We start from the raw sequence: 19,631 nt of genomic DNA, 5'->3' as shown, positions 1-19,631 counted from the left end.
GGGCGCAGGAATGGGCATGGGGTGACGATTGCCGGCGGGCTGGGCTCAGCCGCGTGCACCGGGAGCGCTCTGCACCGCCTGCATCGCCAGCAGCGTCGCCACCACGTCCACCGCGCCGCCGAGGCCGTACACGAGCTGATCAGAGAGGGTCACGCTGCTGCTGAAGCCGGGAATTGGCACCACGTTAAAGACGGCCATCGCCAGGCTGAGGGCTGCCGCGAGGTTGAGCCAGTCGGCGAGGCGGCGGTGACCCGCAGCGTCCGCCGGACTGGGGGTGAGGCGGACCAGGGTGCCGTACACCGCATTCCCAGCGAGTACCGCGGCGGGCCAGACCGTCAGCAGGGCGGTGAGGGCCACGGCGTTCGCCGTCTCGCCCGCACCGTTCAGCACCGCGAGCAGGGTCAGAAACCACAGCACCAGCCGGAACGAGGTCAGCCACGGAAAGGCGAGTTGCAGCGAGCGCAGCGTGCCGTCCCCCGGCGGCGTGGCCTGCCCGGCGGTCAGGCGCCCCAGGAGCAGCGTCCACCACACGAGGAGCACGCCCGCCAGGAACGCTTCCACCGCGTTGAGCCAGGCAAACGCCGAAAAGTTTTCCGAGATCAGCGCGTAGGCGGCGGCCCCAAACACGGTGAGCACCTGCACCCAAAGCGCAGCGAGGGCGGCCGAGCGCCAGGAGGCAGGGGTCATCTGGGGTCTCCAGCGGCCAGCCGCAAGCCGCCAGAAAAGGCGTGGTGCCGCTGGCAACTCGCGGCTGGTCCCTGGAGACCCCTCCTCATAGCCCCAGCTTCGCCTGCAGCCGTTCGCGCACGACTTCGGGCTTGGCCTTGCCGCCCATCGCCCTCATCACCGGACCGAACAGGGCGTTCATGGCCTTGGCGTTTCCAGCGCGCACCTTTTCCACCGTGGCGGGGTCGGCGGCCATGGCGGCGTCGATCGCGGCGTCGATCGCGCCCGTGTCGGTCACCACGTTCAGGCCGCGTTCCTGGACCAACCGGGCCGGGTCCTGGCCCTCCATCACGTCGGGCAGCAGGTCTTTGGCAATCTTGCCGCTGATCGTGCCCGCGTCAATGAGGCGCACGAGGGAGGCGAGGTGACCGGGTTGCAGCGCGGCGTCGCGGACGCTCTGCTCGCGGGCGGCGAGGAAGCCTGCCACGTCGGTCAGCAGCCAGTTGGCAAGCTTCTGGGCGTCGGGAGTGGGCGAGGTGGATAGCGCCTCGTCGTAGAAGCGCGAGAGGGGCACGTTCAGGCTCAGCGTCTCGGCGTCTCCCGCCCGCACGCCCGCCGCCTCGTAACGCGCCCGCTTCTGCACGGGCAGCTCGGGCATCTGCGAACGAATGCGCTCCACCCACTCGGGCGTGATGTTCAGGGGGGGCAGGTCCGGCTCGGGGAAGTAGCGGTAGTCGGCCTCGCCCTCTTTGGTGCGCATAACGAAGGCCTTCTGGCCGCCCTCGTCCCAGCCCAGGGTGTCCTGGGTAATTTTGCCTCCAGCGTCCAGCACGCGCGTCTGCCGGGCCGTCTCGAACTCGATGGCGCGGGCCACTGAGCGGAAGGAGTTGAGGTTCTTGACCTCCACCTTCGTGCCCCACGGCTCGCCGGGCTTGTGCAGGCTGAGGTTCACGTCACAGCGCATCTTGCCTTCTTCCGGCGTGGCGTCGCTGACGCCGAGCGACTGCGCGATGGCCTGCACCGCCTCTAGAAAGGCGCGGGCCTGCTCTGCCCCGGTGATATCGGCCTCGGTGACCATCTCGATCAGGGCCGATCCGGCGCGGTTGAGGTCCAGCAGGCTGTAGGGCGCGTAGGTGGGGTGCAGCAGCTTGCCCGCGTCGTCCTCAAGGTGGGCGCGCTTGATTCGGACGCGGCTTGTCTCACCGCCCGGCACGGTCACGTCCAGAAAGCCGTCCCGCGCGATGGGGCGGTCATACTGCGAGAGCTGAAAGTTCTTGGGCGCGTCGGGGTAGAAGTAGTTCTTGCGGTGAAACTGGGTAAAGCCCGACACGTCGCAATTCAGCGCCAGGCCGAACATCAGGGCCAGGTCCACCGCCTCGCGGTTGAGGGTGGGCAGGGTGCCGGGCAGGCCCAGGGTAAGGGGATCGGTGAAGGTGTTCGGCTCCGCGCCGTGATACTCCGCCGGGCACGCGCTGAACAGCTTGGAGCGCGTTTTCAGTTGCAGGTGGACTTCCAGCCCGATGACGGCCCTGTACATGAGGCCGAGTCTAGCGCGGGCAGGCGGTGCCCTCCGGTTCCGCCGTCAGGACAGGTGCAATGGGCGCACGCAGACGCTCAGGCAGAAAGCTCAGGGCGATCAGCAGCAGACCACCCCACTGCACCACACTGAGGGTCCGGCCGAGCGTCACGTCGATCAGGATGGCGGTGGCCGGGCTGAGCCGGGAGAGCAGCGACGCCCGAACAGGTGAGGCGGAGGCGATGCCCCGGAACCACAGGGCGTAGGCGAGCGCGGTGGCGATCAGGACCATATAGGCGAGGAGCGCGTACTGGGCGCCGCTCAGCGTGGGAAGCGGTCCCTCGATCAGCCCGGCAACGGGCAGCAGGAGCAGTCCTCCCGCCGTCAGTTGCCACGCCGTCACCGCGAGCAGCGAGGCGCTCGGCGGCGCACCCCACTTCTTGGCGAGTACGTAACCCGCCGCCGTGGACACCACGCTCAGGAATCCGGCGATCAGCCCCACCCGGTCCAGCGCCACCACAGGGCCCAGCACGAGCAGGGCCACCCCCGCCAGTCCAAGCAGCGCTCGCCCGAACGTGTATCCGCTGGACCGCTCGCCCAGCCACCACAGTGAAAGGGCAATCACGAGGAGGGGCTGCACAGCCCCCAGCGTCGGCGCGACGGCACCCGGCAACTTCTGCGCAGAGACGAACAGCGTTGCGAAGAACAGCCCAAAATTCAGTGCTCCCAGCACCAGGCTTTTCCACCACCACACCCCGGAGGGCAGGCGGCGCACCAGCAGGAGCAGCACCATTCCCGCCAGGAGCGCCCGCACCGTTGCCAGCGTGAGTGGCCCCAGCTCCGGTAACCGGGCGGTTACGGTATACGTCGTTCCCCAGGTGACCGGGGCCAGGGCCGCGAGCGTGAGGGGATGGATCCTGGAGAAGAAATGCTTCATATATAAAATATACACCCGTAAAACTTCTACCGCCTTTTATACTGGCCTTCCAAGATGGATACCCCCACCCTTCTCGAACGGATCCGCGCCGACTGGCAGCGAACCGAGCCCGCTCTAGACCCCTCGCCCATGCTGACCTTTATCACCCTGCAGCGGGCGGCGGGGGTACTGGGCGACGCGGTGGAAGCCACCGCCCTGCCGGTGGGTCTGAATCACAGCAGCCGCGACGTGCTGTTCACGCTGCACCGCTCGGCCGGGCCGGATGGGTTGCCCGCCAGCGAATTGGCGAACCTGCTGGCCGTGTCGCCCGCCAGCGTGACGGGACGGGTGGACCGGCTGGAAGCGCGTGGGTGGGTCACCCGCACACTGGACCCCGAAGACCGCCGCTCGTGGCGGATCGCCCTCACGGACGCAGGGCGGGCCCTCGTGCGCGAACACCTGCCCACCCATCTCGCGCATGAACGGGCGCTGCTGGCTGTGCTGAATGAGGCGGAGGTGCGGCAACTGGAAACGCTGCTGCTACGGCTGATCCGGGGGGCGGAGGGGTAAGACCAGCGCGTGTCCACACCTCCCCTGCCGCGCTGTTTTTGAGAGGAGGAACCGTTTAGACGGTTCCTCCTCGGCCCCGAACAGCTTTTTACGGCAAGCTGTTGCGCGGGTTGGAGCCGCAGGAGTGGGGCTGGGGACGAAACCAGGCAAGAACTGCCTGATCAAGTGGGGCAGCGGCAGCGCCGACACCCTCGAGGTGCAGGAGACCCTGAAGCCCGCGCCCGCTGACCTCAAGCTCAGCGGCACCTACGCGTCCATCTCGGTGGACGGCAACGCGGCCTTTGGCAGTGACGGTGACGACACCTTCATGCCCGGGGGACCTCCGGGGGTGGGCGCTCGGCGGATGGGTCCAACTCCAACGTCACCGCGCTCAGCAAGAGCAGCACCCCGGGCACCCACAACACCGGCGCCACGCTGAAGTACGCGGCTGGTGGGCAGAAACGGCTGTTTTTCGCCTTCCATTCCAGGAACTTCGTGACCATCGGCGGCTCGGATCACCCGAAAGACGCAGAGCGAAGCCCGTCAGCGCCGGGGCGCGGGGCATCTCGGTGCGGCCAGCGGTGAAGCGCAGCGGTTCATAGAGGGGAGCGGCCGAATTCCGCGCTGCCCAGACGCGCGAACCGGCCGCGTTCCTGCGCCGCCCTCAGGCAGAACGTGCCCGGTTCGCGCGCCAGCCCCTGCCGCCAGTCCCGGTGGGTCCAGACGTTCACCACCCGCCCTCCGCCACGGCTGGGGTCTCCCCGCCCCGGGCACCACTCCAGCAGGGTTGGCCCGGCTCTGGCGATCGCCGCTCCCCACGCGTGACGGCGAGAAAGCTCGGGTACAGGCCACGTTCCGGCTCACCTGTGAGCCAGGCAGGGAAGGGAGGCCGCTCACCCGCGTCAGCCCCCTTCGGGGGAACGGTGGCGGGCGACGGCACAAGCGTCAGCAGCGGTAATGGGGCGAACGTTCAACGCGCCTCCTCCAGCAAGGTACTGCCTTCCCCATGCGCGGCCCCGAAAGCGTCTCCCGGATTGAACAACTGGCAGCGCTCCAGCGACAGGCAGCCGCAGCGGATGCAGCCGCTCAGGTCCGAGCGCAGCCGGGTCAGTACGGCGATCCGTTCGTCCAGCTCGGCCTGCCAGCGCTCGGAGAGCTGCGCCCAGTCCGCTGCCGTGGGCGTCTGCCCGCCGGGCAGGGTGTTCAGCGCTGCGCGAATCTGCGCCAGCGGCACGCCGACGCGCTGGGCCGCACGGATAAAGGCCAATCGCCGCAGCGTATCCCGGGGGTAGCGGCGCTGGTTGCCCCCGGTGCGCTCGCTGCGAATCAGCCCCTCCCGCTCATAGAAGTGCAGGGCCGACACCGCCAGCCCGCTGCGGCGCGAGAGCTGGCCGGGGGTCCAGAGGGCGGAAACGTCGGGGAAAGTTCGCGTCATGGGGGCAGGGGGGATTGACCTCAACAAAACTTGAGGTTCTACACTTCACCGTACCACAGGAGGTTTACCCATGCCCACCGTTCGTACCCCCTGCTCCCAGCCCTCATCAAGGCCCGCCCGCTCTCCCCCAGGAGGCCACGCATGCACCTGCACGCCCTGACCCTGTACACCCGCGACCTCGCTGCCCAGCGCGATTTCTATGCCCATACCCTCGGCTTCCCGGTGGAGGCACAGACCTCGGGGCAGGTCACCTTCCGCACCGGCAGTTCCCTGCTGAGCTTGGTGGAGGACGCCACCGCTTCCGGCTTCTCGCACCTGGCCTGGGACATTCCCCCGGGGCAGGTGGATGAGGCGCAGGCTTGGCTCTCCCCCCGCGTTCGCCTGCTGCACGACAAGACGGGCGAAAAGCGCTTTCTACCGGGCGAGCGCTGGAACACCACCAATCTCTATTTCGAGGACCCGGACGGCAACATTCTGGAATTCGCCGCGCGGCACCATCTCCTCCCTCTGCCCGCCGTACCAGGTCCCTTTGGACCCCAGGAGGTCCGGCACCTCAGCGAGTTCGGCTTGGTGGTTCCGGACGTGAACGCCGCCGTACGTGACCTCGCCTCGCGCTTCGGCCTGTTTCCCTTCAACGGGCAAAGCGAGACTTTCACAGCGGTGGGCAGCCACGAAGGCATGTTCATCGTGGTCCCCGAGGGACGCGGATGGTTTCCGGTCGGGCGGCCCGCCGTGCCCGCGCCCTTCCGGGTCACCTTCTCCGGTGGCCCCCATCACCACCGTCTTGCGCGCGCTTCAAAGGAGGTCCGGGCATGAACCTCACCCCGTCCACCCACATCCGCATCGCGCGGCCCAGCCTGGACCTTTCGGCGGCCGAACAGTTTTATGTCCAGGGTGCGGGGTTGAAGGTGCTGTACCGGCACGCCGGTATGGGGGAGGAAGCCTCGCTGCTCATGCTGGGCCTACCAGGGGCGGGGTGGCACCTGGAGCTCACGCGGCACCCCGTGCCCCTCGTGCCCGCCCCGACGCCCGACGACCTGCTGGTGCTGTACCTGGGTGAGCCCGCGCCCCCACCTTCGCTGCTGGAGCGGCTGGAAGCCCATGGAGGCCGGCGGGTGCCCGCCTTCAATGGGTACTGGGACACCTGGGGATTGACCGTACAGGACCCGGACGGCTACCGCCTGGTGCTGTGCTGGCGGACGTGGCAAAACGGGGCTTCCTGAGCGCCCGAGCGTCGCAACTCTCCAGCGACGGTAAAGACGCGGGGCGGAGGAAGCGGGTTAGGCTCCTGGCATGAAACGAAACGTCCTCTTCGCGCTGATGCTGTCGGTGCCCGGTCTGGCCAGCGCGCAGCGAAACGTTCCCGCCTACAGCGCCCCCAGCCTGCAGGGCCTGTGCGTGACGCCCATCGTCAACTACTGGAGCGCGGGCCGACCCGATCAGGTGGCGACCACCTACGCGGCGAACGCGGTGGTGCAGGTGGCGCAGTCCATGAACCTGCAGCAGGTGGATCCCAAGAGCTGCAGGCTGGTCACGCAGGTGCAGGGCGTCCATATTCGCGTCGGTGACGGCAACATCCTGACCACCATGCTGCACGTCGCCCTCCCGAACGCGCGCGTTACCCAGGCGGCCACGCTGGGCGGCAACGCCTACAAGACGGACCTGCGGACCCAGGTGCTCCTGACCTCGCTGCAAGACACCCGCGTCTTCGAGAACCTCAACGAGTCCGCGAACGCCATCAGCACGTCCCTGAACACGCTGATCCGGCAGGCCCTGGGCGCCAAGCTGCCCCGTCCCTGAGCTGAGGCGAGGAGGGGGACATGGGCGAACTTCACGGACGGATCGGCGGCCTGACCCAGGGCTACGATCTGCACGCCGAATGGAACGGCACAGAGTTGCGCGGCCGGATCGGTGGCCGCCTTCAGGGCAAGGACATCCACCTGACCCTGCACGGGGGCGACGTGGACGGCCGGATCGGAGGCCGCTTCGCCGGATTCGGTGCCGATGGAGACGTGACGCCGGACGAGGTGCATGTCCGCCTAGGAGGTCACATCGAGGGGGACGACGTTCACCTCTCTGTTCGTGGAGACCACGTGCAGGGCCGCTTTTCCGGTCACTTGGACGGCAAGGACGTGGACCTGCACCGGCGCGGCGACACGCTGAAAGGCCGCATCGGCGGAGTGGTGGAGGGCAAGGACGTGCATCTTGACCTGGGCGGCGTGCCGCTGGAACTCGCCGCCCTCGCCGCCGTATGCGCGTACAAGGCGCTGGAAGACGAGCAGGCGTCGGGGGCGGACGAGCCGCACTCCTGATCCCACCCGCGGTGAAACGTTTGAGGTCCGGGCCGCAGGGATGCGGCCCGGACCTCATAGAGGAGAAGAACGAAACCTCTGTGCGTGGATCTCTCCCTTCGCCTGCTCCCCATCCCAAACGGGGCGTAAAGGCGCGGGCGCGGCCGTCACCCTCCCCAGACACCCCGGAAGTTGCTCGCCGCTGGCCGCCCACAACTGGCTGTTTTCTCCAGCAACCCGCACATTCCCCCGCCAGGGCCCGTGCTACTTTCCCCGCATATGACTGCCACAGGGAAAGCGAGAACGCTGGGAGAACTCCTCCAGACACCGGACTACGCGGGCCGCGCGCCCTTCGACGGGCACCTGCGGAACGTACAGGACGAGGTGCGCGCCAACCTCACCCGCAAGCTCCGCAGCGGCGAGCAACTGTTTCCCGGCGTGGTGGGCTACGACGAAACCGTGATCCCACAGTTGGTCAACGCTCTGCTGGCGCGGCAGAACTTCATTCTGCTGGGGTTGCGCGGGCAGGCCAAGAGCCGCATCCTGCGCGCGATCACGGGACTGCTCGACGACGCGGTGCCCGTGATCGACGGCGTGGACATGCCCGACGATCCCCTCAACCCCATCGGAGCGGAGGGCCGTCACCTGCTCGAAGCGCACGGGCTGGAACTGCCTATTCGCTGGCTGCCGAGAAATGACCGCTACGTGGAAAAGCTCGCCACGCCCGATGTGACGGTGGCGGACCTGATCGGCGACGTGGACCCCATCAAGGCCGCCCGACTGGGCACCTCGCTGGGCGACACCCGCTCCATGCACTTCGGCCTGCTGCCGCGCGCCAACCGGGGCATCTTCGCCGTGAACGAACTCGCGGACCTCGCGCCCAAAGTGCAGGTGGCGCTGTTCAACATCCTTCAGGAAGGGGACGTACAGATCAAGGGTTACCCCATTCGCCTCGAACTCGACGTGATGCTGGTCTTTTCGGCGAACCCCGAGGACTACACCGCACGCGGCAAGATCGTTACGCCTCTCAAGGACCGGATTGGCAGTGAGATCCGCACCCACTACCCCAGTGACGTGCGCCTGGGCATGGACATCACCGCAGCGGAGGCCGAACGCGCCGAGCACGTGGTGGTGCCCGAGTTTATCGCCGAGCTGATCGAGGAGATCGCCTTCCAGGCCCGCGAGGACGGCCGGGTGGACAAGCTCAGCGGCGTGTCGCAGCGCCTGCCCATCTCGCTGATGGAACTGGCCTCCGCCAACGCGGAGCGCCGCAGCCTGGTTTCGGGTGACGCCGCCGTGGTGCGCGTCAGTGACGTCTATTCCGGCCTGCCCGCAATCACGGGGAAGCTGGAACTGGAGTACGAGGGCGAACTCAAGGGCGCGGACGTGGTGGCGCGGGACGTGATCCGCAAGGCGGCTGGGGCCGTGTATGCCCGCCGCTACGCGAGCATGGACACGAGGGGTCTGGAAAAGTGGTTCGAGAACGGCAACGTGTTCCGCTTCCCCCAGGGGGGAGACGCGAGGGCCGCGGTGCAGTCCACGCGCGACGTGCCCGGCCTGACCGATCTGGCCGTCGAGGTGGCGGACAGCAGCGACGACGCTGTGCGTGCCGCTGCCGCAGAGTTCGTGCTCGAAGGGCTGTACGGCCGCAAGAAACTCAGCCGCGCTGAGGAGACCTACGCGGCCCCCGAGCCCGAGGTGCGCCGTGAGCGGGGCGGACGCTGGAACTAGAGCAGTTGTCCAGGTGCGGACTTCTTTTTGACCGAGCCCGGCAAGCGAACTTTAATGCGCATGAAGGAGAATGGGGAGCCGTGAGGGGTACCCTTCCACGCCCCGCGCCCCGCGCCCTTCTCCTCCATGCGCCAAACGGTCTGCAACCTGTTGGCAGCGCCCCAGACCCCGTCTGTCTGGGGCACTTTTCCTGTTGTGCCAAAAGTACCTGGCTTGGTCCCCCGCCTAAGCCGACGGCCAGGAGGCGGAGGCCGCCCGGATCTGATCGCGGCCTCCGGTCTTGGCGGCGCGCAGGGCGGTGTCGGCGCGGGGAAAGGCATGCTGCGGGGGCTGATCGGCCCCCGACTCGCTGAGGCCGATGCTGATGGTAACGTTGCGCCGGCCGACGCGCGCGCGCCCGGCGACCTCGCGGCGCACCCCTTCAAAGAGGCTGCTCGCCGCCACGATCGATGAGCCGGGCAGCCATACCACGAACTCCTCGCCGCCCCAGCGGTAGACTTCCCCCGCACCGTCCACCGTCTGCTGCAAGACGTCGGCGACGACCCGCAGCACCCGGTCTCCGACCTCATGGCCGTGCTGATCGTTGACCTGCTTGAAGTGGTCGACGTCCACCACCGCGAGCACGCCGTGGGGCCCGGGAGCCGACAGGACTTCCTCAAACGCTCGGCGGTTCAGCAGGCCGGTGAGAGGATCGAGGCGCACCTGCCGCTCGCCGAGCTGCACGCGGCGCTGCAGTCCCATCACCGCCGAACCGAACAGCTGGGCAATCAGGCACACCGCCAGCAGCAGGGGGGCCGTGCCTGAGCCCAGCAGGGCCGGACTGACAGCACTCCAGCGCTCGACCAGCACCGCCACCGCCAGGGCGAGCGACAGGCTCAGGACGAACCCCACCCTGGGATGGTCGGCAAACAGCATGCTCCAGACCACCACTGTCAGGGGCGTGAGCAGCAGCACGATGTTGATGCCCTGCGGAACGGCATGCGCCGTGACCCCCAGCGCTTCGCGAAACAGCGCCAGAATGACGGCGAACACGATGAGGAGGCCCGCGAAGGTCAGGCGGAGCGGCCAGTCCCAAGCGCGCGGCACCGCTGCGTGGGCCGTGGCGGTCAGCAGCAGCAACCCCAGAAAGGCCACGGCCACCGGGTTGAGTTCTCCCGAGGCGGCGTACATGCTCGCGGCCGTCACGAGGGCCACCAGCGGTACACTCACTCGGAAATACAACCGGGTGAGCGTACCGGGCAGATCGTCAGGATCAAACGGGCCGGAGAGCATATCCGAAACGTCATATCACCCCCGCCCTTTTCAAATGCCTCTGTACGATGCAATGCGGCGGCGACTCCCCTCCATGTTGTTTGGACAATACCCCCACCGGGGCCCTTCCCGGCTCCCCATTTTCCCTTCGCGTCGGTGCCCTTCAGTACAACTTGCCCAGCACGTCGTCTTTCATCACGAAGCTCTGCTCCCGGGTGGGAAACTCACGGGCCCGCACCTCCGCCGCGTAGGCAGCGATGGCTCCCCGCGCCTCGCGTCCCAGTTCGGCGTAACGCCGGGCGAGCTTCTTTTCCTCGCCCTCATACAGGCCCAGCAGATCGTGGTACACGAGCACCTGGCCCCGGCAATGCACCCCGGCACCGATGCCGATGGTGGGCACGGTCAGCCGCTCGGTGATGAGCCGCGCCAGCCGCGCTGGGATGGCCTCCAGAACCACGGCGAAGGCCCCGGCGCCTTCCAGGGCCACGGCCCCGTCCGCCGTGCGCCGCGCGCTCTCCTCGTCCTTGCCCTGCACCTTCAGGCCACCCTGGGCGGTGGCGGTCTGGGGCATCAGGCCCACGTGGCCCATCACGGGAATGCCGTTGCGGGTCAGCACCGACACCACTTCCAGGACCTCCGGCGTGGCCCCCTCCATTTTCACGGCGTCCGCGCCCGTCTCCTGAATGACCCGGACAGCGGCCTTCATCGCGTCGTGTGTGCCTGTGTGGTAGGTCCCGAAGGGCAGGTCCACCACAAGGAAGGTCCCGGGCGCGCCCCGCCGCACCGCCCGCGCGTGGTGGATCATGTCGCCCAGCGTGACGGGCGCGGTGGAGTCGTAGCCCAGCACCACGTTGCCCAGGCTGTCACCCACCAGGATGAGGTCCACCCCCGCGCCCTCGGCGTGCCGTCCGCCCGGATAGTCGTAGGCCGTGACCATCACGAGCGGTTCGGCAGCGTGCAGAAGCTCGGGGACGGTACGTTTCATGGGGAGAAGGTATCAGCTTTTGGCCGTTGTCCGTTGGCCTTTCGCATCCCAACGGCCAACGGACAACGGCCAAAAGCTAGCCCTTCACAACCTCGCCGTACCGCCCCAGCACCAGGTAGATGATCCAGCCTGTCACGGCCACATAGAGCCAGACGGGCACGGTCCAGCGGACCCAGGCGCGGTGGCGGTCGAAATAGGTGCGGGCAGGGGGCGCGGCGATGTTGCCGAGGTTTCCGGCGGACTTCAGGCCCTTCCAGGCGTTCCACAGGGCCCCGAGGGCCAGGGGCAGGTTGGCGGCAGCGAGGAGAATGTGGCTGATCAACAGGGCGAAGTACGCGCCGCGCCACCCGTCCGGACCCACGTATTTCTTCTCGTAACCCAGCCCCAGGCGGGTAAGGTACAGCACGAGAAAGAGGGTGGCGAGGGCGCTGGCGACGATCATGGCGCGCATATGCGCCTCGCGGTTGCCCCGGCGGATCAAGACGACGCCGATACTCAGAGCGATGCCGCTCAGCACGATGGTAATCACTGCCCACTGGTTGATGATGGCGGCCACACGGGCAGTGTAGGCGGCGGGGGCCGGGGCGAGTGTCCACCCACCCATGACGCACACTGGGCCGTATGCAGTCTCCGTGGGTGGCAGCGATGGCGTGGCGGGACCTGGCCTTCTTTCACTGGCGGGTGGACCCGGCCCGGGTAGCGGCGCACCTGCCCCCTGGGCTGGAAGTGGACCTGTACCGGGGCGAGGCGTGGCTGGGGGTGGTCCCCTTCCGTATGGCGAACGCGCGGCTGCGCGGCATTCCCGCTTCGCCCCCGTTTCTGGAGTTGAATCTGCGCACCTACGTCGCCGCGGACGGCGTGCCCGGCGTGTGGTTTTTCAGCCTGGACGCTGGCAGCCCCTCGGCAGTGCGGGCCGCGCGGGCGGTACTCCACCTCCCCTACTTCAACGCCGACATCGAGCGCCGGGAGGAAGGCGGCTGGATCCATGACCGCAGCGTCCGCATCCACCGTGGGGAGGCACAGGCACAGTTCGCGGGGACTTTCCGCCCAGTGGGACCTGCCTTCAAAGCGGCGGTGGACAGCCTGGAACACTGGTTGACCGAGCGCTACTTCCTCTACGCGCTCACGCCCTCGGGACGCCTGACGCGGGGAGCGGTGGCCCACGTTCCCTGGCCGCTCCGCGACGCCCTGGGTCATGTGGACCAGTGTTCGCTGGGCGAGCCGTTCGGCCTGCCGCTGGAAGGGTCGCCCCTCGTCCACGCCTCGGTGGGGGTGGCGGTGCGGGCGTGGATGCCGCAGACGGTGCGCCTTCCCCGACCCGGGGGACAATTTTCAGCCTCCCCGCCGCTTTAGAATGCGGGCACGTAAAGGGCGGCCCTCAAGGAGCGGCCTGGCGGAAGGACGGTCAAAGATGAGCAGCGCAATGACAATGCCGCGCTCCCGTGCAGGCGTGTGGCTCCCGCGCCTGGCCTGGGCGGCGCTGGCCTACAACGTGCTCGTGATCCTGTGGGGTGCGGTGGTGCGCATCACGGGTGCGGGCGCAGGATGCGGCGATCACTGGCCGCTGTGCAACGGCGTGGTGGTGCCGCAGAGCCCGGCCCTGCACACCGTCATTGAATTCAGCCACCGCCTGACGAGCGGGGCGAGCGGGATGCTGGCGCTGGGGCTGATCGCGCTTGCCTTTCTGACCACCCCGAAGGGTCATGCGGCCCGTCTGGGCACCGTCCTCACCTTCGTCCTCATCCTCGCCGAGGGGCTGGTGGGCGGCGCGCAGGTGCTGCTGGGGCTGACGGCCAAATCCACCAACCCGGCGCGGGGCTTTGTGCAGGGCGTTCACCTCGTCAACACCTTTCTGCTGCTCGGCTCGCTGCTGCTGACCGCGCTGTGGGCCTCGGGCCGCCCGGTGCTGCGGCTGCGGAACCAGGGCCGGACGCTGGGACTGATCGGCGCTGGTCTGGGTCTGACCCTGCTGCTCAGCATGGCGGGGGCGGTCACCGCACTGGGTGATCTGCTGTTCGTGCCCGCGCCCGGCACGCCCATCGACACGGTGAAGCGCGATTTTGGGACCACGGCCACCCTGATCGAGAACCTGCGTGTCATTCACCCCATGCTCGCCATACTCGCCAGCGCGTACCTGGTGTGGATGGCCGGGGCCCTGAGGCGGTTGCGCCCCTCGCCCGAGGTGAACCGCTGGGGCACGCTGCTTATGGTCAGCATCGGGCTGCAGGTGCTGGCGGGCGTAATCAATGTGGGGCTCAAGGCCCCGGGATGGATGCAAGTCACTCACCTGCTGCTGGGGTGCATCATGTGGCTCGTGACCGTGCGACTGAGCTATGAGGCGCTGACGGCCCTGCGGCGGGTGTTCCTGACGGGCCGCGCAGAGGCGGCGGCATGACCGTGGACCGCATGACACCGGCTCCTGCGGCCTCCACCCGGCCCCTTCGGGCGACCTGGCGCGATTACCTCGCCCTGACCAAGCCCAAGGTGATCAGCCTGCTGCTGTGGACCACCCTCACGGCGATGGTGATGGCGGCGCGCGGCTGGCCGGGAACGTGGCTGCTCATCGTCGTGTCGCTTGCCGGATACATGTCGGCGGGCTCGGCGGGCGTGTTCAACATGATCATCGACCGCGACATCGACCTCAAGATGAAGCGTACGGCGGCGCGCCCCACAAGCAGCGGGCTGATCAACACGCGCGACGCAGCGGTCTTCGGGGGAGCGCTGCAACTCCTCTCCTTTGCGATGCTGTGGATCTGGGCCACCCCCCTCAGCGCGTGGATGAGCCTGGCGGGGTTCCTCACCTACGTCGTGGTGTATACCCGCTGGCTCAAACGCTACACCTGGCACAACATCGTGCTGGGCGGAGCCGCCGGGTGCTTCCCGCCGCTGGTGGGCTGGGCCGCCGTGACGGGGGACCTCAACCTGTTCGCGTGGTTTCTCTTTGCCATCATCTTCTTCTGGACGCCGGTGCACTTCTGGGCCCTCGCCCTGATGATCAAGGAGGAATACCGCGAGGTGGGCATTCCCATGCTGCCTGTGGTCCACGGCGACAAGCTCACCGTCATGCAGATCGGCCTGTATGCGATCTACACGGTGGTGCTGACGCTGATGCCGGTCACCCTTGGCGAGGTGGGCCTGATCTACCTCCTGGCAGCGGCGGGCCTGGGGGCGATCCTGCTGCAGCGTTCGTGGAAGCTGTACCGCTTCGTGATGGACGGCAATGCGGTTGAGCGCCGGGTGGCCGTGCCGCTGTACCTGTATTCCATGCTCTACCTCGCCCTGCTGTTTGTGGCGGGTGCGGTAGACCGGGTGCTGATCGGGTAAACGGGCCGCAGCGCGCGGATGTGGAGGAGGGCGAAGCCGGTGGGGGCCGCCCTCTTCTCCTTTCGCACGGCCCCCTTCAGGACACTTGCCTGCCTCTCCATCTGATCTCATGGCCTCACGCCTGACCCACCGGTCAATTCCCCGGCACACGTCCTCACTCCCCGGCACACCGAAAGTCGCGTGCAGGCGCGTTTCCCTGCGGAGGCGCACAACGCGGGAGGGACGCTTTAGACTGGGGGGCGAGGAAAGGAGTGAAGTTGAACACCAACCATAGCCGCCGCAGAAGCGGCCCACCCCGGAGCCGAACGCGACGTGCCGCGCTCGCCGGGTTGCTGGGGCTGGCCGCCACGCTCATGTCGGGCTGCTCGTCCAGCGAGCGCTTCCTGTTTCTGGGAGATATGAGTTCCCAGTCGAACAAAGAAGTCTTCTGGATGAGCATTCCGGCCATCGCCCTCTCGATCATCATCTTCTTCGGGGTGTCGTTCGCACTGTTTTATACGGTGCAGCGCTTCCGCGAAGACAAGCACGACGCGCCGCCCGCACAGTTCCACGGCAACAACCGCCTGGAAACCCTCCTCGTGGCGGTGCCCGTCCTGATCGTGCTCCTGCTGAGCGTGCTGACCGTTCGGACGCTGGCGCGCATCAACCCCACGCCGCGTGACGCCGTACGGGTGGACGTACTGGGCAAGCAGTTCTGGTGGAACTTCGCCTATCCCGACGCGGCGGCAGCGGCGGGCGGCAACGTCAGCAACGGCAACGAGCTGATCATCCCCGTGGGGCGGCAGATCGCGCTGACCATGACGGGCGGCGACGTGATTCACGGCTTCTGGGCCCCCAACCTGGGCGGCCAGCGCTTCGCCACCCCCGGTTCTCAGAAGACCTGGCAGGTCGACACCGAGCGCCCGGGCGTGTACCAGGGCAACTGCTCGGTGCTGTGCGGTGCCAGCCACGCCAACATGCGCTTCAAGGTGGTGGCGCTGCCCCAGGACCGCTACACCACCTTCGTGAAGGCGGCCCAGGCGTACCGCGCGCCGACGCCAGCCGGGGGCAGCGCCGAGGCGCGCGGCTACACCCTGTTTATGCAGGGCAAGCCGGGCGTGGCGGGGCAAGCCGACTCCGCCGTACTGGCTTGCGCGTCCTGCCACCGCGTGCAGGGCACTCCCGCCAACGGGGCCGCCGGACCGGATCTGAGCTTTTTCGGCACCCGCCACACCCTGGGTGCAGGCATGTGGGAAGGCGAGCAGGCCCGCGAGATGCTGATCCCCTGGATCAAGAACCCGATGGCGGTCAAGCCTGGAGCCCTGATGCCGCCCTACGACGGCAGCACCTACGTCGAGAAGGGCAAGACCCTCAAGGCCAGCCGCCTGAGCGACGCCGAAATCGGCGACATCGCCGCGTACCTGCGCAGCCTGCGCCTGCCCGAAGAGGCCGACTACTGGCGTGACGTTCCGGTGATCGGGGCGGAAGGCACCCCGGGCGGTCAGGGCAATCAGGCCACGCCGAACGGCGGCCAAGGAGGAACCAACCCGTGACGGTTCAACACGCTCCGCAGCACGTGGCCCCCGCGAGGCGGGGCGCCTGGGAGGTCATCAAGGACTACATGATGACCACCGATCACAAGAAGATCGGGCTGCTCTACATCATCACGTCCATCCTGGCCTTCGGCATCGGCGGCCTGATGGCCGTGGCCATTCGCCTGCAACTGGCCTTTCCGAACCAGACGCTGCTGGTGGGCAACGATTACAACCAGGTCTTGACCCTGCACGCCGCGCTGATGATCTTTTTCTTCCTGATTCCCATCGGGCTCTTCGGCTTTGGGAACTTCTTCCTGCCGCTGCAACTCGGGGTGCGCGACGTGGCCCTGCCGCGCGTGAACACCTTTGCGGTGTGGCTGTTCGTGTTCAGCCTGGTGCTGGTGATCACGGGCCTCTTTAACGGTGGCGCGCCAGGCGTGGGCTGGACCTTCTACTACCCGCTGTCGGTGGACGCCAACCAGACGGGCGTGTCGGTGCTGATGGTGGCGCTGATCCTCAACGGAATCGGGTCCCTGCTGGGCAGCGCGAACTTCGCCGCCACGGTGATCAACCTGCGCACGCCCGGCATGAGCCTGTGGAAGATGCCGATCTTCACCTGGTCCATCTTCGCGACCAGCCTCTTGCAGCTCGTGTCGCTGGGCGGCCTGACCGCCGCCGCGCTCGTCACGTTCCTGGAAATCAAGCTGGGGCTGAGCATGTTCAATCCCGGGATCGGCGGCACGCCCATCCTGATGCAGCAGTTTTTCTGGTTCTACTCGCACCCCGCCGTGTACGTGATGCTGCTGCCCTACCTCGGCATCGGCGCGGAGATCGCCTCCACCATGGCCCGCAAGCCGCTGTTCGGCTACCGCGTGATGGTGTACTCGCTGCTGGGCATCGTGCTGGTTAGCCTGCTGGTGTGGGCGCACCACATGTTCTCCGTGGGCCTGCCCGAGTCGTGGCAGATCGCCTTCGCGGTGGCCACCCTGATCGTGGCGGTGCCCACCGGCGTCAAGATTTTCAACCTGATCGGTACGCTGTGGGGCGGGCGCATCATCATGAAGTCGCCGACGTACTGGCTGGTGGGTTTCATCTTCAACTTCCTGATCGGTGGGATCACGGGCGTCTCGCTGGGCATGATTCCCTTCGACTACCAAGTCACGATGTCGTACTACGTGGTGGCGCACTTCCACAACGTGATGATGTTCGGCACCGCGTTCCTGGCGATGGGCGGCCTGTACTACTGGTGGCCCAAGATGACGGGCCGCTTCCTGAACGAGCGGCTCGGGCTGGCACATTTCTGGCTGTTTATGGTCGGCTCATGGCTGACCTTCCTGCCGCAGTACATCCTGGGCCTTCTGGGCATGCCCCGGCGCTACTACACCTACCCCGCCGGCAACTTCGCGTGGAATGAGCTGAACCTGGCCTCCACCCTGGGCGCGCTGACCCTGCTGGCGGGCGGCATCGTGATGATCTGGAACATGCTCCAGAGCATGCAGCGCCCCATCACCGCCGGACCCAACCCCTGGGGCGGCTTCACCCTGGAGTGGACGGCCGCCTCGCCGCCCGCCGCCTACAACTTCGCCCACGACTTCCCCCGCTCCTTCCCCACCGAACGCCCGCTGTACGACTGGGAGCAGAACGGTGAGACGCTGACCCCAGTGGACCCCAAGAGCATTCACCTGCCCGTGGATTCCATCTGGCCCTTCCTGACGGCGCTGTCGCTGCTGTTCATGGGCTACGGCCTGAGCTTTGGATGGTTTACCAACTACAACCCCACCGACGGCCTGCACGCCTTCGGCGACGCCCCCTTCGGCTTCAAGCTCGCCACGGTGGTGCTGTACGCCAGCATTCCCTTCTTCCTGTACTCGCTGTTCAAGTGGGCGGGCACCCGCGAGTATGCCGTGCCGGTGGAACACCACCACCTGACCAAGTACGACAACGGTTTTATGGGTATGGCCTGGTTCATCCTCAGTGAAATCAGCCTGTTCGGCGTGCTGATCGCCGGGTATGTGTACCTGCGCATCAGCGGCCACGCCGAGCCGCCTGCGCTGCGCCCCAACATCTGGCTCGCGGCGCTGAACACCCTGATCCTGGTCAGTTCGTCCTTCGTGATCCACAAGGCCGAGCAGGACCACCACCACGGCCGCTACAGCTACTTCCGCCTGGGCCTGTTCCTGACGCTGCTGCTGGGGGCAGTGTTTATGCTGTTCCAGGTCTACGAGTTCTCGCTGTTCGGCCATGAGAACGACTGGCGGCAGAACCTGTGGCAGTCGTGCTTCTTCACGATCGTCGGTCTGCACGGGCTGCACATCCTGATCGGCGGCACTGGCGTGGCCCTGCCCTACTACCAGGCCCTGACTGGAAAGATGGACAAGTACAACCACGGCTCCCTGGCTCCCGCCAGCCTGTACTGGCACCTGGTGGACGTGGTGTGGCTGTTTATCGTGGCGATCTTTTACGCGTGGTAGGGAAGTTGCCAGCAGGATAAAAACCATTCGGAGAGGTGGGAACGCTGCGACACGTTCCCACCTCGCTTTTGTCCTTTCCCGGCGACCGGGCACTGGTGACTGCCAACGCCCCTGGGACACCCTGCCCCCCGCCCCCGCCCTAGCTTCCAGACATGAAGTGGCTCACGGCGGCGCTCCTGGTCCTGGCGGCGGTTCTGGGAGGACTGCTCGTTTCCCGCAGCGCTTTTCCCACCCCTGTTGGCGGCACGGTGCTGGACACGCCCGTGACGCTGCCGCCCCTCAAGTTGGTGGACGAGCGGGGGCAGGCCAGGGTTCTCAGCGATTCTGCGGGCAGAATGCGGCTGGTGTTTTTCGGCTTCGTGCGCTGCCCCGACGTGTGCCCGGCGACGCTGGCGGCACTGAAGAACATCTACGCGGACCTCAAGCCGGGGCAGCGGGAGCGCATGCAGGTGCAGCTGATCTCCGTGGACCCGCAGTATGACCGCCCGGCCGTACTGCGCGACTACCTGGGCCGCTTTGATCCCGCCTTCACGGGGCTGACGGGCGAAGCGGGCACCATCGACCGCGCGGCCGAGGCCATGTTTGTGGCAAACGTGGCTCCGCAGCTTGAGGGGAACCACGCGGGCCATGCCGGAAGCACCACCGATATCCGGCCCGGTGGGGCGAGCGTCGCCGCCCGAATCCACGGCGACGAGGTGAGGGTGGTGGACCCCCGGGGACGCTTCGTGCGGGTGTACGGCAACCAGGAAGTGATTGCGGGCGAGCTGGAGCGGGACCTGCCAGGACTGATCCGACTGTACGGACGCTGAGGACGCGGCGAAGGAGGGGCGGGAAGCGCGAGCTCTACGCTTCCCCCATCCCCTTGTTGCCCGTCCTGGAGCAGTGGTCAAAGTGCGGACTCCTTTTTGACCGAGCCCGGCGAGCGAAATGCGCACTGAGGAGAAGGGCGCCGTGAGGGGTGCCCTTCGGCGCGCGGCGCCCT

General features: G+C 67.4%; 21 protein-coding genes. 13 read left to right on the top strand and 8 right to left on the bottom strand.

Translation table 11 applies throughout. The features are described from left to right. Positions 1-45: 45 nt before the first annotated feature. From B9A95_RS16960 to B9A95_RS16950, 3 genes are all read right to left on the bottom strand, one after another. Positions 46-687, bottom strand: coding sequence for a hypothetical protein (locus B9A95_RS16960; protein WP_084048378.1), 642 nt, complete (start codon positions 685-687; stop codon positions 46-48). 85 nt (positions 688-772) lie between these two features. Further along, entirely contained in the window at positions 773-2,203 is a 1,431-nt protein-coding gene (gatB, locus tag B9A95_RS16955; RefSeq protein ID WP_084048377.1) for an Asp-tRNA(Asn)/Glu-tRNA(Gln) amidotransferase subunit GatB, read from the bottom strand. Positions 2,204-2,213: 10 nt separating this feature from the next. Then, positions 2,214-3,119 (bottom strand): EamA family transporter, encoded by a 906-nt coding sequence (locus B9A95_RS16950; RefSeq protein ID WP_084048376.1) that lies wholly within the window; start codon positions 3,117-3,119, stop codon positions 2,214-2,216. A gap of 54 nt (positions 3,120-3,173) precedes the next feature. Here B9A95_RS16950 and B9A95_RS16945 point away from each other — a divergent pair, with 54 nt between their 5' ends. Next, entirely contained in the window at positions 3,174-3,668 is a 495-nt protein-coding gene (locus tag B9A95_RS16945; RefSeq protein WP_084048375.1) for a MarR family winged helix-turn-helix transcriptional regulator, read from the top strand. A 124-nt stretch (positions 3,669-3,792) separates the two neighbouring features. Beyond that, on the top strand, positions 3,793-4,086 hold the full coding sequence (locus B9A95_RS16940) for a hypothetical protein (protein ID WP_084048374.1): 294 nt from the start codon (positions 3,793-3,795) through the stop codon (positions 4,084-4,086). A gap of 157 nt (positions 4,087-4,243) precedes the next feature. Here the strand turns inward: B9A95_RS16940 and B9A95_RS36340 are convergent, their stop codons facing one another. Further along, complete coding sequence (locus B9A95_RS36340) at positions 4,244-4,378, bottom strand: hypothetical protein (RefSeq protein ID WP_281255877.1); 135 nt, start codon at positions 4,376-4,378, stop codon at positions 4,244-4,246. Between the two features lie 239 nt (positions 4,379-4,617). After that, positions 4,618-5,082 (bottom strand): redox-sensitive transcriptional activator SoxR, encoded by a 465-nt coding sequence (gene soxR, locus B9A95_RS16935; RefSeq protein WP_084048373.1) that lies wholly within the window; start codon positions 5,080-5,082, stop codon positions 4,618-4,620. A 141-nt stretch (positions 5,083-5,223) separates the two neighbouring features. Here soxR and B9A95_RS16930 point away from each other — a divergent pair, with 141 nt between their 5' ends. The 5 genes from B9A95_RS16930 to B9A95_RS16910 all read left to right on the top strand — a co-directional run bounded on the left by B9A95_RS16930 (position 5,224) and on the right by B9A95_RS16910 (position 9,104). Next, positions 5,224-5,898: a VOC family protein gene (locus tag B9A95_RS16930; protein WP_139806839.1), complete on the top strand. Its 675-nt coding sequence runs from the start codon at positions 5,224-5,226 to the stop codon at positions 5,896-5,898. Continuing rightward, positions 5,895-6,305 (top strand): VOC family protein, encoded by a 411-nt coding sequence (locus B9A95_RS16925; RefSeq protein ID WP_084048372.1) that lies wholly within the window; start codon positions 5,895-5,897, stop codon positions 6,303-6,305. The genes B9A95_RS16930 and B9A95_RS16925 overlap by 4 nt, the downstream gene beginning before the upstream one ends. A gap of 70 nt (positions 6,306-6,375) precedes the next feature. Continuing rightward, positions 6,376-6,882, top strand: a complete 507-nt coding sequence (locus B9A95_RS16920; RefSeq protein WP_084048371.1) for a hypothetical protein — start codon at positions 6,376-6,378, stop codon at positions 6,880-6,882. Positions 6,883-6,902: 20 nt separating this feature from the next. Beyond that, positions 6,903-7,394: a hypothetical protein gene (locus B9A95_RS16915; protein WP_084048370.1), complete on the top strand. Its 492-nt coding sequence runs from the start codon at positions 6,903-6,905 to the stop codon at positions 7,392-7,394. Positions 7,395-7,652: 258 nt separating this feature from the next. Then, positions 7,653-9,104 carry a sigma 54-interacting transcriptional regulator gene (locus B9A95_RS16910; RefSeq protein WP_084048369.1) on the top strand — a complete coding sequence of 484 codons (1,452 nt, stop codon included), beginning with the start codon at positions 7,653-7,655 and terminating at the stop codon, positions 9,102-9,104. Positions 9,105-9,329: 225 nt separating this feature from the next. Here B9A95_RS16910 and B9A95_RS16900 read toward each other — a convergent pair whose 3' ends face one another. From B9A95_RS16900 to B9A95_RS16890, 3 genes are all read right to left on the bottom strand, one after another. Continuing rightward, the gene (locus B9A95_RS16900) at positions 9,330-10,376 is read right to left on the bottom strand and encodes a GGDEF domain-containing protein (RefSeq protein WP_084048367.1); all 1,047 of its coding nucleotides are present in this window, start codon (positions 10,374-10,376) and stop codon (positions 9,330-9,332) included. A gap of 142 nt (positions 10,377-10,518) precedes the next feature. Then, positions 10,519-11,340, bottom strand: coding sequence for a 3-methyl-2-oxobutanoate hydroxymethyltransferase (panB, locus tag B9A95_RS16895; RefSeq protein WP_084048366.1), 822 nt, complete (start codon positions 11,338-11,340; stop codon positions 10,519-10,521). 76 nt (positions 11,341-11,416) lie between these two features. Continuing rightward, positions 11,417-11,896, bottom strand: coding sequence for a DUF420 domain-containing protein (locus B9A95_RS16890; RefSeq protein ID WP_084050787.1), 480 nt, complete (start codon positions 11,894-11,896; stop codon positions 11,417-11,419). 65 nt (positions 11,897-11,961) lie between these two features. Between B9A95_RS16890 and B9A95_RS16885 the strand changes: the two genes are divergently transcribed. From B9A95_RS16885 to B9A95_RS16860, 6 genes are all read left to right on the top strand, one after another. Beyond that, positions 11,962-12,693, top strand: coding sequence for a YqjF family protein (locus B9A95_RS16885; protein ID WP_084048365.1), 732 nt, complete (start codon positions 11,962-11,964; stop codon positions 12,691-12,693). A gap of 70 nt (positions 12,694-12,763) precedes the next feature. Beyond that, on the top strand, positions 12,764-13,735 hold the full coding sequence (locus tag B9A95_RS16880) for a COX15/CtaA family protein (RefSeq protein ID WP_425429955.1): 972 nt from the start codon (positions 12,764-12,766) through the stop codon (positions 13,733-13,735). Beyond that, positions 13,732-14,664, top strand: a complete 933-nt coding sequence (locus B9A95_RS16875; RefSeq protein ID WP_170928681.1) for a heme o synthase — start codon at positions 13,732-13,734, stop codon at positions 14,662-14,664. The genes B9A95_RS16880 and B9A95_RS16875 overlap by 4 nt, the downstream gene beginning before the upstream one ends. A 257-nt stretch (positions 14,665-14,921) precedes the next feature. Beyond that, a complete protein-coding gene (gene coxB, locus B9A95_RS16870) occupies positions 14,922-16,196 on the top strand; it encodes a cytochrome c oxidase subunit II (protein WP_425429954.1) in 1,275 nt (424 codons plus the stop codon). Next, positions 16,193-18,649: a cbb3-type cytochrome c oxidase subunit I gene (locus tag B9A95_RS16865; RefSeq protein WP_084048363.1), complete on the top strand. Its 2,457-nt coding sequence runs from the start codon at positions 16,193-16,195 to the stop codon at positions 18,647-18,649. Before coxB ends, B9A95_RS16865 begins: the two co-directional genes overlap by 4 nt. A gap of 152 nt (positions 18,650-18,801) precedes the next feature. Next, entirely contained in the window at positions 18,802-19,458 is a 657-nt protein-coding gene (locus B9A95_RS16860; RefSeq protein ID WP_084048362.1) for an SCO family protein, read from the top strand. The last annotated feature ends 173 nt before the right edge of the window (positions 19,459-19,631 follow it).

The sequence above is a fragment of the Deinococcus hopiensis KR-140 genome (genome assembly GCF_900176165.1).
Classification (GTDB): Bacteria; Deinococcota; Deinococci; order Deinococcales; family Deinococcaceae; genus Deinococcus; species Deinococcus hopiensis.
The sequence above is the reverse complement of the archived record's forward strand: the minus strand, read 5'-3'. Positions and strand labels throughout refer to the sequence as shown.

Excerpts from the sequence above, each read along its gene's own strand:
- B9A95_RS16960 (WP_084048378.1), bottom strand. The coding sequence starts at position 687 with ATGACCCCTGCCTCCTGGCGCTCGGCCGCCCTCGCTGCGCTTTGGGTG.
- B9A95_RS16880 (WP_425429955.1), top strand. The coding sequence starts at position 12,764 with ATGACAATGCCGCGCTCCCGTGCAGGCGTGTGGCTCCCGCGCCTGGCC.
- gatB (WP_084048377.1), bottom strand. The coding sequence starts at position 2,203 with ATGTACAGGGCCGTCATCGGGCTGGAAGTCCACCTGCAACTGAAAACG.
- B9A95_RS16945 (WP_084048375.1), top strand. The coding sequence starts at position 3,174 with ATGGATACCCCCACCCTTCTCGAACGGATCCGCGCCGACTGGCAGCGA.
- B9A95_RS16860 (WP_084048362.1), top strand. The coding sequence starts at position 18,802 with ATGAAGTGGCTCACGGCGGCGCTCCTGGTCCTGGCGGCGGTTCTGGGA.
- B9A95_RS16875 (WP_170928681.1), top strand. The coding sequence starts at position 13,732 with ATGACCGTGGACCGCATGACACCGGCTCCTGCGGCCTCCACCCGGCCC.
- B9A95_RS16925 (WP_084048372.1), top strand. The coding sequence starts at position 5,895 with ATGAACCTCACCCCGTCCACCCACATCCGCATCGCGCGGCCCAGCCTG.
- B9A95_RS16900 (WP_084048367.1), bottom strand. The coding sequence starts at position 10,376 with ATGCTCTCCGGCCCGTTTGATCCTGACGATCTGCCCGGTACGCTCACC.
- B9A95_RS16930 (WP_139806839.1), top strand. The coding sequence starts at position 5,224 with ATGCACCTGCACGCCCTGACCCTGTACACCCGCGACCTCGCTGCCCAG.
- B9A95_RS16885 (WP_084048365.1), top strand. The coding sequence starts at position 11,962 with ATGCAGTCTCCGTGGGTGGCAGCGATGGCGTGGCGGGACCTGGCCTTC.
- soxR (WP_084048373.1), bottom strand. The coding sequence starts at position 5,082 with ATGACGCGAACTTTCCCCGACGTTTCCGCCCTCTGGACCCCCGGCCAG.
- B9A95_RS16920 (WP_084048371.1), top strand. The coding sequence starts at position 6,376 with ATGAAACGAAACGTCCTCTTCGCGCTGATGCTGTCGGTGCCCGGTCTG.
- B9A95_RS16915 (WP_084048370.1), top strand. The coding sequence starts at position 6,903 with ATGGGCGAACTTCACGGACGGATCGGCGGCCTGACCCAGGGCTACGAT.
- panB (WP_084048366.1), bottom strand. The coding sequence starts at position 11,340 with ATGAAACGTACCGTCCCCGAGCTTCTGCACGCTGCCGAACCGCTCGTG.
- B9A95_RS16910 (WP_084048369.1), top strand. The coding sequence starts at position 7,653 with ATGACTGCCACAGGGAAAGCGAGAACGCTGGGAGAACTCCTCCAGACA.
- B9A95_RS16950 (WP_084048376.1), bottom strand. The coding sequence starts at position 3,119 with ATGAAGCATTTCTTCTCCAGGATCCATCCCCTCACGCTCGCGGCCCTG.